The 8,972-nt window shown below is 73.7% G+C and carries 9 protein-coding genes; 8 read left to right on the plus strand and 1 reads right to left on the minus strand.

All coding sequences use genetic code 11. The features are described from left to right. Positions 1 to 101: 101 nt before the first annotated feature. Positions 102 to 1,340 carry a bifunctional glutamate N-acetyltransferase/amino-acid acetyltransferase ArgJ gene (argJ, locus tag HW577_RS14785; RefSeq protein WP_198376922.1) on the plus strand — a complete coding sequence of 413 codons (1,239 nt, stop codon included), beginning with the start codon at positions 102 to 104 and terminating at the stop codon, positions 1,338 to 1,340. On the opposite strand, the gene HW577_RS14790 is transcribed toward argJ, so the two are convergent. Continuing rightward, a complete protein-coding gene (locus HW577_RS14790; protein ID WP_198376923.1) occupies positions 1,341 to 1,952 on the minus strand; it encodes a hypothetical protein in 612 nt (203 codons plus the stop codon). 96 nt (positions 1,953 to 2,048) lie between these two features. On the opposite strand from HW577_RS14790, the gene HW577_RS14795 reads away from it, so the two are divergent. From HW577_RS14795 to HW577_RS14825, 7 genes are all read left to right on the plus strand, one after another. Further along, the gene (locus HW577_RS14795) at positions 2,049 to 3,224 is read left to right on the plus strand and encodes a glycosyltransferase (RefSeq protein WP_198376924.1); all 1,176 of its coding nucleotides are present in this window, start codon (positions 2,049 to 2,051) and stop codon (positions 3,222 to 3,224) included. After that, entirely contained in the window at positions 3,221 to 4,222 is a 1,002-nt protein-coding gene (locus tag HW577_RS14800; protein WP_198376925.1) for a class I SAM-dependent methyltransferase, read from the plus strand. Before HW577_RS14795 ends, HW577_RS14800 begins: the two co-directional genes overlap by 4 nt. Before the next feature lie 34 nt (positions 4,223 to 4,256). Next, entirely contained in the window at positions 4,257 to 5,267 is a 1,011-nt protein-coding gene (locus HW577_RS14805) for a bifunctional GNAT family N-acetyltransferase/(deoxy)nucleoside triphosphate pyrophosphohydrolase (RefSeq protein WP_198376926.1), read from the plus strand. A 283-nt stretch (positions 5,268 to 5,550) separates the two neighbouring features. Continuing rightward, positions 5,551 to 6,315 carry a competence/damage-inducible protein A gene (locus HW577_RS14810; RefSeq protein WP_198376927.1) on the plus strand — a complete coding sequence of 255 codons (765 nt, stop codon included), beginning with the start codon at positions 5,551 to 5,553 and terminating at the stop codon, positions 6,313 to 6,315. 83 nt (positions 6,316 to 6,398) lie between these two features. After that, on the plus strand, positions 6,399 to 7,253 hold the full coding sequence (locus HW577_RS14815) for an NUDIX hydrolase (RefSeq protein WP_198376928.1): 855 nt from the start codon (positions 6,399 to 6,401) through the stop codon (positions 7,251 to 7,253). Positions 7,254 to 7,284: 31 nt separating this feature from the next. Continuing rightward, positions 7,285 to 7,836 (plus strand): demethoxyubiquinone hydroxylase family protein, encoded by a 552-nt coding sequence (locus tag HW577_RS14820; RefSeq protein WP_198376929.1) that lies wholly within the window; start codon positions 7,285 to 7,287, stop codon positions 7,834 to 7,836. 129 nt (positions 7,837 to 7,965) lie between these two features. Next, positions 7,966 to 8,972 (plus strand): coiled-coil domain-containing protein (locus tag HW577_RS14825; protein ID WP_198376930.1); only part of this gene is annotated, 1,007 nt, incomplete at its 3' end.

The raw sequence follows: 8,972 nt of genomic DNA on the forward strand, positions 1-8,972 counted from the left end.
CGACGCGGCCGAGCCGCCCGCGCCGGCCGCCCCCGCCCGCCCGGGGGCCGCGCCGATTCGCCGCTGACCCCTTCGTCGCCCACAAGCAAGAGGACACGCCCATGGCCGGCCAGGCCCATCCCGTCTCGCCCCTCGCCTTGCCGCTGCCCGAGATGCCGCCTGTCCCGGGCGTGCGCGTCGCGACCGGCATGGCCGAGATCCGCTACCGCGCGCGGGAGGATGTGATGGTGATGGCCTTCCCGGCCGGCACCACCGCGGCCGGCGTGTTCACGAAGAATCGCTGCCCCGGCGCGCCGGTCGAATGGTCCCGCGCCGCGCTCAAGGGCGGCAAGGCGCGGGGCCTCGTCGTCACCTCGGGCAATTCAAACGTGTTCACCGGCAAGGCTGGGCGCGAGACCTGCGAGCGCACCGCGGCCGAGGCGGCGCGCATCCTGGGCTGCAAGCCGCGCGAGGTGTTCCTCGCCTCGACCGGCGTGATCGGGGAGAGGCTGCCGACCGAGAAGCTGGTCGGCGCCCTGCCGAAGGTCTTCGACGCCGTCCAGGAATCGGGATTCGCTCCTGCGGCGCGCGCCATCATGACGACCGACACCTTCCCCAAGGCGGCGGTGCGCACGGCGCGGATCGGGGATGCGACGGTGACCATCGCCGGCATCGCCAAGGGGTCGGGGATGATCGCCCCCGACATGGCGACGATGCTGTCCTTCCTCGCCACCGACGCGAAGATCCCCGCCCCGGCGCTGCAGGCGCTGCTGAAGAAGGGCTGCGACCGGTCCTTCAACTGCATCACGGTGGATTCCGACACCTCGACCTCCGACACCGTCATGCTGTTCGCGACGGGCGCGGCGAAGCATCCGCGCGTGCCGGCCGAAGGCGGGGCGGTGCTGAAGGACTTCGCCCGCGCGCTGAACGAGGTGCTGATGGACCTCGCCCTGCTGGTTGCGCGGGACGGGGAGGGTGCACAGAAGCTGATCCGCATCGACGTGACCGGCGCAACCACGGCGCGGTCCGCCCATCGCATCGCCATGTCGATCGCCAATTCCCCGCTGGTGAAGACCGCGATCGCGGGGGAGGACGCGAACTGGGGCCGCATCGTCATGGCCGTCGGCAAGTCCGGCGAGCCGGCCGACCGCGACCTGCTGTCGATCGCCGTCGGCGGCACCTGGATGGCCAGGGAAGGCGGCGTGGTGGACGGCTATGACGAGACGCCCGTCGTCGCCCACATGAAGGGGCGGGAGGTCGAGATCACGGTCGATATCGGCCTAGGCAAGGGGAAGGCCACGGTGTGGACCTGCGACCTAACCCACGGGTACATCGACATCAACGGGTCGTATCGGTCCTGATCAGACGGGCGGCGCCTGCGGCGGTTCGCGCAGGCGCTGTTCCGTGTGCAGCGCCTCGAGCGCGACGTTGCGATCCTGCTCGATCGCCTCGATGCGCGCGATGCACGGCGCGCTGTCGCGGCGGAGGCAGCGCCGTCTCTCGGCCTCGATGCGCGACTGCGCGCGCAGGTTGATCGTCGCCGCGCGCTGCGCATAGTGCTGTGGGCCGGCGATGCTGGCGCTTCCACCGGTTTCCCGCGGTTGCATGCGGATCCGCACGCTTCGCGGGTAGTCGTTCCAGGCCCCGGTCGAAGCGTCCACGAGCAGGCCGATGGCGCCTCCGATATACCAGTTCGCGTAGGTCATCTGGTTGAAGCGCCGCTCGATCGCCGCGGCGCCGGGATAGAAGCCGGGGCGTGCGCAATCCACGGCCAGGTCGACCGACGACTTCCCGACCGCGACCGTGCCCGGGGTCTGCTCGACCACGCCGATTACTACCCCGCGCCGGCGCACCTCGCAGCGCGCCCCCGGCGGGTCGGTCGCGACAAGGATCGCCTGGCTCGTTCCCGTCGACAGTGTCGAACAGGCCGGGAAGAGGGCAACGCAGGCCAGCAGCACCATCGCACGCAGCATGAACCTTGATCCTCTCGGGTTTCCATGATCATTCCGACATAGAAACTTACCGGAGGCGACCATCGACGCGCAACAGACTGGTGGCGGGCCGGCCGCGTGACGGCCGCAGTCCCCGGCACCATCGCCCTTCTCGCCGGCCTCGCCTGGCTCGCGGGCGTGGTCTGGTTCCTCCGCCATTTCCGCGCGCCCTCCGTCGCGGCGGAAGGGCGCGTCTCCCTGCTGCTCGCCGTCACCGGCCGTACCGATGGCCTGCCGCCGCTGCTGGCCGCGTTGGCGCGACAGACGCTGCGCCCGCGCCGGCTGATCGCCGCCGTCGAATCGGAAGCCGACCCCGCCTTCGCGCAACTGCGCGAACTCGCCCCCAGGCTGCCCTTCCCGGTCGAGATCGTCGTCGCCGGCCTCGATGAATCCCGCAGCCAGAAGGCGACGAACCTGATCGCCGGGCTGCGCCGCATCGACGACCAGGACGACGCCCTGGTGCTGCTCGACGCCGACATCCTGCCCCAGGACCAGTGGCTCTCCTGGCTCGCCACGCCTGCGCTGAACGGCACGGCGGAGGTGGTGACGGGCTATCGCTGGCATGCACTCGATGGCGCCGGGCCGGCGCGGCATCTCGTCGCCTGGCTCGATCGCGCGCTCGCCCTCGGGCCGCGATTCGTCGCCTCCGGCCTCGTCTGGGGCGGCTCGGTCGCCCTTTCCCGCGCCGCCATCGCGCGCATGAACCTCGAAGGCGCGCTGGCGCGGACCTTCTCGACCGACGGCGCCATCAGCCGCCGCGCCCGCGCGCTGCACCTGCGCGTGCTGACGCGCCGCGCCGTGCTGGTGCCGACCCCGCCCGAGGGCGGCGACCGGGAGGCGATCGCGTTCAAGCGCCGGCAATTGCAGATCGTGCGCGTCTATGTGCCGCGGCTCTGGTGGCTGCTGGGCGCGGTGCTGGCGATGGAGGCCGCGGCGGTCGCGCTGCTCGTCATGGCGCTGGCGGGCGATGCGGCGGCGCTCGCCTGGCTCCTCCCGCCCTGCGCCATCGGCCTCGCCCGCGCGCTGCTGCAGGACCGGGTGACGCGCGCCGTCGGCATCCGCGAAGGCGGCGTCGCGCGCGCGGCGCAATGGCTTGCCGGCGCCGCGGTGCCGCTCACCGCGCCGCTGGTGCTGCTGCTCTTCGCGACCAGCGCGCGCACGCGGGTCATCCGCTGGCGCCATGTGGAATACGAAGTGCTAGGGCCCGACCGCGTCCGCGTCCTGCGCCGCCATCCGCATGGCGCCTCCGCATGATGCAGGCCTCGCGGCGGCGCCGCGTGATGCCGGCCCTGTGGCGCGGCCGTGCCAACCGCGCCTCGCCGCGGGAAGGCATGCCGCCCGCCGCCTGCCCGATCACCGGGGCCGAGGCGGCGCTCGTGCAGGAGATCCCCGCAGGGCTCCTGCGCGGCCTCTGGCGGCGGTCCTTCGGCGTCGATCCGACGCCCGCGCCGGTGCGTACGGGGCTCTGGCGCGCGCCGTCGGGGCTGGTCTTCTTCGCGCCGGCGGCGGAAGGCGATGCCGCCTTCTACGCCGCGCTCTACGCGCGGCTCGAGGCCGACGGGCGGCTGCGCCGGGCGGGGCGCGACCGCGCCGAATACCCGTACGCCGCCGCGCGCATCCGCGACGGCGACGCCGTGCTGGAAGTGGGCGCCGGCGCCGGCGCCTTCGCGCGGCTGATCCCCGGCGCGCGCTATCTCGGGCTCGATCCGAACGCGGCCGCCTATCCGTCGCGCGACGCGACCATCGTCGCGGAATCGCTCGCGGCGCACGCGGCGCGCCATGCCGGCGCCTATGATGTCGCCTGCGCCTTCCAGGTCATCGAGCATGTCGCGGACCCGGTGGCGATGGCGCGCGACATGGCGCGCTGCGTGCGGCCGGGCGGGCTGGTGATGCTGGGCGCGCCGACCTGGCCTTCCGCCATGACGGCGATCCCGAACTTCGTCCTCAACGCGCCGCCGCATCACCTCTCCTGGTGGAGCGAGGGCGCGATGGCGGCGCTGGCCGCGCGCTGCGGCTGGGCGGTGGAGGAGATCCGCGCCCTCCCGCCCGTCGCCGCCCAGCCGCTGATCCACTGGATGGGGCGGCTCGCGCCGGTGAAGACCCGCCCCGAGGGCCCCTTCTTCGCCCATCGCATCGGCTGGCATGCCTCGCTTGCCGCGGCCGCGCTGGCCGCGCGCCTCGCCGCGGCGCTGCTGCCCTTCCCGCGCGACGCGGCGCCGATGTTCGTGCTGATGGTCGCCCGCAAGCCTTGACGCGGCGCGCCGGCTCGCCGTTCCTGGCCGGCGCATGCCCGACTCCATCCCGCCCTTCGCGCCGCTGCCGACCGGCCGCTTCCTGCTGCGCCCGCTGCGCGCCGAGGACGCCGCCGAACTGCACCGCCTGGTGAATGACTGGGAGGTGGCGAAGACGCTGGCGCGCGTGCCCTTCCCCTATCCACGCGAGCTCGCCGACGAATGGATCGGCTCCACCGCCGAGCGCCTGGCGGTGGGCGAGGCCTATCACCTTGCGATCGCGCGGGCGGAGGAGGATGGCGGCGCGCTGCTCGGCTGCGTCGGGCTGACGCTCGACCGCGCGGCGCGCAGCGCGGAGCTCGGCTACTGGGTCGGGCGGCGTCACTGGGGGCAGGGGATCGCGCCGGAAGCGGCGGGGCGGCTTGCGCGCTGGGCGCTCGCGAACCTCGCCATCGACCGGCTGACGGCGAGCGCGCTGACCGACAATGCCCGCTCCGCCGCCGTGCTGCGGCGCATCGGCTTCCGCGCGGTGGGGGAGGGGGAGCGCGACTTCCTCTCCCGCGGGAGCGCGATGCCGGTGCTGCTGTTCGAGGCGGGGCGCGCCGACATCGCCCCGTCGGCATCCGCATCGGTGCCCGCGCCGGCCGAGGCGCCGGTGGAAGGCGGCAAGCCGATCCTGCTGGTCGCCGCGGTCGGGCTGATCGACCCTGACAACCGCGTGCTGCTGGCGCGCCGGCCGGAGGGCAAGCCGCTGGCGGGGCTGTGGGAATTCCCCGGCGGCAAGGTGCGGCCGGGGGAGACGCCGGAGCGCGCGCTGATCCGCGAATTGAAGGAGGAACTCGGCATCGACGTGACCGAGGCCTGCCTCGCCCCCTTCGCCTTCGCCTCGCACGGCTATGAGTCGTTCCACCTTCTGATGCCGCTCTTCCTCTGCCGCCGCTGGCAGGGGCAGGTGACGGCGCTGGAAGGCCAGGCGCTGGCCTGGGTTCGTCCGCAGCGCCTGGCGGACTACGCGATGCCGCCGGCGGATGTGCCGCTGGTGGCGTTGTTGCGGGACTTTTTGTGATGCCTCACGCGCCGGCGCGGAGTGTTTGTTGACCTCAATCGCCGGCGCCGCCCTGCGGCGACTTGGCTTTCGCGCCGTGACCTGTTGCGCCTGGAAGGACTGACGGTCCGGGCGCGGTCGTGCTTCGCGCTCGCGGATCGAGGCTGCGCCTCGATCTGTTTTTGCTGTCCGCCTGTCGCGGGCGCCGCGCCGCGGCTTTTCGGGTCGGCCACACCATCGGCGGCGCGTTCAGCCTTTTCCGTCGTCGCACCAACCGCCTATCCTCGCCGCCGGAGGATTCGTCATGCGCAACCCGACCGCCTGCCTGCTGATCATCGGCAACGAGGTGCTCTCGGGCCGCACCCAGGACGCCAACCTGAAATTCCTGGCGACGCGCCTCGGCGAGATCGGGATTCCGCTGAAGGAAGCACGCATCATCCCCGATATCCGCGCCACCATCGTCGCCACGGTCAACGAGGTGCGGGCCAGCTTCGACCACGTCTTCACCACCGGCGGCATCGGCCCGACGCATGACGACATCACCAGCGAATGCGTCGCCGAGGCCTTTGGCCTGCCCTGGGAACCGCACCCGGAAGCCTGGCGGCGGCTCGAGACGCACTACGCCCGCCAGGACCCGCCCGGCGACTTCAACGCCGCCCGCCAGCGCATGGCGACCATGCCGCGCGGCGCGGCGCTGATCGACAACGTCGTGTCCATCGCGCCGGGCTTCACCATCGGCAACGTCCATGTGCTCGCCGGCGTGCCGCGCATCATGCAGGCGATGTTCGAGGCGCTGGCCCCGACGTTGAAGGGCGGCGCGCCGGTCGTCTCGGCCGCCGTGCACGCGAACGGTCTGATGGAAGGGCGCATCGCGGACGGGCTCGCCGACATCCAGGGCCGCTACCCGGAGATCGACATCGGCTCCTATCCCTATTACCGGCCGGGCGGCGGCGGCGTCGCGGTGGTCGCCAAGGGCACGGATGCGGACGGCGTGAAGCGCGCCGCGCATGACGTGCTCGTCTTCATGCGGGCCTGCGGCGCGCTGCCGGTGGAAGGCGAACCGGCCTGACTGCGCCGCGCGCCCGCCTTCGCCGCGCCGCGAGCGTCGATGCGGCGTTTCCACGCCGCCCGATATTGCCCTAAGCCCGCCCCATGCCGGACCCCGCCTTCGCCCGCCACATCGCAGCCTGCAACAACATCGCCTCCCCCGCGGGCCTGATCCCCTTCCGCGTCGGCGCGGCGCAGGTCGGCTGGGTCTCGCCGGACCTCGCCCAGGCGCTGACCTTCCGCCCGCGCGACTTCCACTTCGATGCGGAGGGGGTCGCGCTGGCGGCGCGGCTGCGCACGCCCGGGCAGCGGAGCGAGGCGCTGGCCGATGCGCTCCCCGCGCTCGCCGCCGGCGGCTTCCTGCGCATCCGCCGCGAATTGTTCGACGTGCGGGAGACGAGCGCCGGGCCGGCGGTGGCCGCCATCGACCGCGGCGCGCTGCCCGCCTTCGGCATCATGTCCCAGGGCGTGCACGTGAACGGCCTGGTGCGCCGCGCCGACGGGCTGCACATCTGGGTCGGCATGCGGTCGCGCGACAAGGCGGTCGCGCCGGGGCAGCTCGACAACATCGTCGCCGGCGGCATTCCGGCCGGGCTCTCGCCCGAGGAATGCCTCGTGAAGGAAGCGGCCGAGGAAGCCTGCCTGCCGCCCACCCTGGCCGCCGCCGCGCGTCCCGCGGGCCGCGTCTCCTACGTCATGCGCAACGAGGAAGGGCTGCGGCGCGACGTGCTGCATTGCTACGACCTCGACATCCCCGAGGGCGTCATCCCCCGCCCCGGCGACGACGAGGTCGAGCGCTTCGAGCTCTGGCCGGCCGCGCGCGTCATCGAGGCGGTGCGCGCGACGGACAGCGTGAAGTTCAACGTGAACCTGGTCCTACTCGACCTGTTCCTGCGCGAGGGGCTGGTGCCGGACCCCGATGGCGCGCTGCGGGCCGGGCTGGACCAGGGGCCGGATTGACCGCGGCCGCCGCGGCGCCATCTGCGCTGCCATGAGCAGCACCACCGCCGACACGATCCCCGCCGCCTGGCCCGCCTGGCTGGTCGCCGAACTCCGATCCGACCATGCCGGGGAGACCGGCGCGGTGCGCATCTATGACGGCATCCTCGCCGTCAGCCGCCATCCCGCGGTGCGCGACTTCGCCACCCGCCACCGGGAGACGGAACAGGGCCATCTCGACCTGCTGAACGACCTGCTGCCGCCCTCCGAGCACAGCCGCCTGCTGCCGATCTGGCGCGTGGCCGGCTGGCTGACCGGCGCGCTGCCCGCGCTGTTCGGCCCGCGCGCCGTCTTCGCCACCGTCGACGCGGTCGAGACCTTCGTGGACCACCACTACCGCGCCCAGACCGAGCGACTCGAACGCGAAGGCATCCTGCCCGAGATCCACGCGCTGCTGGAAAAATGCCGGGAGGAGGAGGTCCATCATCGCGACGAGGCGCGGGAGGCCGGCGAGGGTCCATCCTACGGCCCGCTGCTGCGCGCCTGGGCCTGGGTGGTGGGGAGCGGCTCCGCGGCCGCCGTCGCGGCGGCCAAGCGCCTGTAGCGCGGGGGCGCGCATCCCTTCGCGATGCAACCGGTGGGGGGTGGACTCGCGACCCCCTTGCCCGCCACCTTCGCATGGGCATCCAGCGCCGCCTTTCCCCCAAGGCGCTGCTGCCGGGAGACGTTAATGATGCCGCGCCTCGCCCGCCTCGCCCTTCTCGCGACCGTCGCCATACTTCCTGCCTGTGGCCCCACGGGCATGGAGCAGCAACGTGTGGCGGGGCTGGAACGCGACCTCGGCGCCGCCCAGTTGCGGACGCGCGAGCTGACGACCCAGGTGGCCGAGCTGGAACGCACGCTGGCCGCCGAGCGCCGCGCCCGCGGCGACCTCGTCGCGATCGAGCGGCAGCTGGTGCGCGCGCGGGCGGATCTCGGCACCGCGCGGTCCGGCCGCTCGACGGCGGAGGAGGAAGCCGCGCAGCTCGCCCGCCGGGTGGCGGAGGAGGAACGGCGCCTCGCCGCGCTCCAGCAGGACAGCGCGCAGACCCAGTCCGTGGTCGAGAGCCGCCGCGCAGCGGCCGCCGAATCGGAACGGCGCCTGGCCGGCCTGCGCGACCAGACCAACGCCGAGGAACGCCGCCTGACCGCGCTGCGGGCGGAGGCGAGTGCCGCGGAAGGGCGCGTGGCCAGCCTGGGCGCCCGCGCGGGCGAGGAACAGCGGCGCGGGGAGGCGCTGCGCGCCGAGGCCGCCGCGACCGAACGGCGGCTTGCCGAGCTCAACACCCGCGCCGGGGCGGAGGAACGCCGGCTTGCCGATATCCGCGCGCAGCAGACGGCGCAGGAAGGCCGGCTGCGGGAGACCGAGACGCGACTCGCTTCCGCCCGCGACGCGGTGACGCGCGCCGAGGCCGAGGCGACGGCGCGGCGGCAGGCGGTGACCTCGCTCGATGGGGAGGTGGCGCGGCTGACCGCGTCGCGCGACCAGACGGCGGCCGAGCTGCGCGGCCTGCAGCAGCGCAGCGCGGAATTGCGCGCGAATGTGACGCAGGCCGAGCAGCGTCTGGCCGAGCTGCGCCAGACCGCCGAGGCCGAGCAGCGCCGCATCGCCGGGCTGCGGGAGGAAGCGCAGACCGCCGAGCGCGTCGTCGCGGAGCGCCGCGCCGCGGCCGCAGCGGCCGAGCGCCAGGCACAGGAGGC

Source organism: Neoroseomonas rubea, from assembly GCF_016106015.1.
In the GTDB taxonomy this organism is placed as follows: Bacteria; Pseudomonadota; Alphaproteobacteria; order Acetobacterales; family Acetobacteraceae; genus Neoroseomonas; species Neoroseomonas rubea.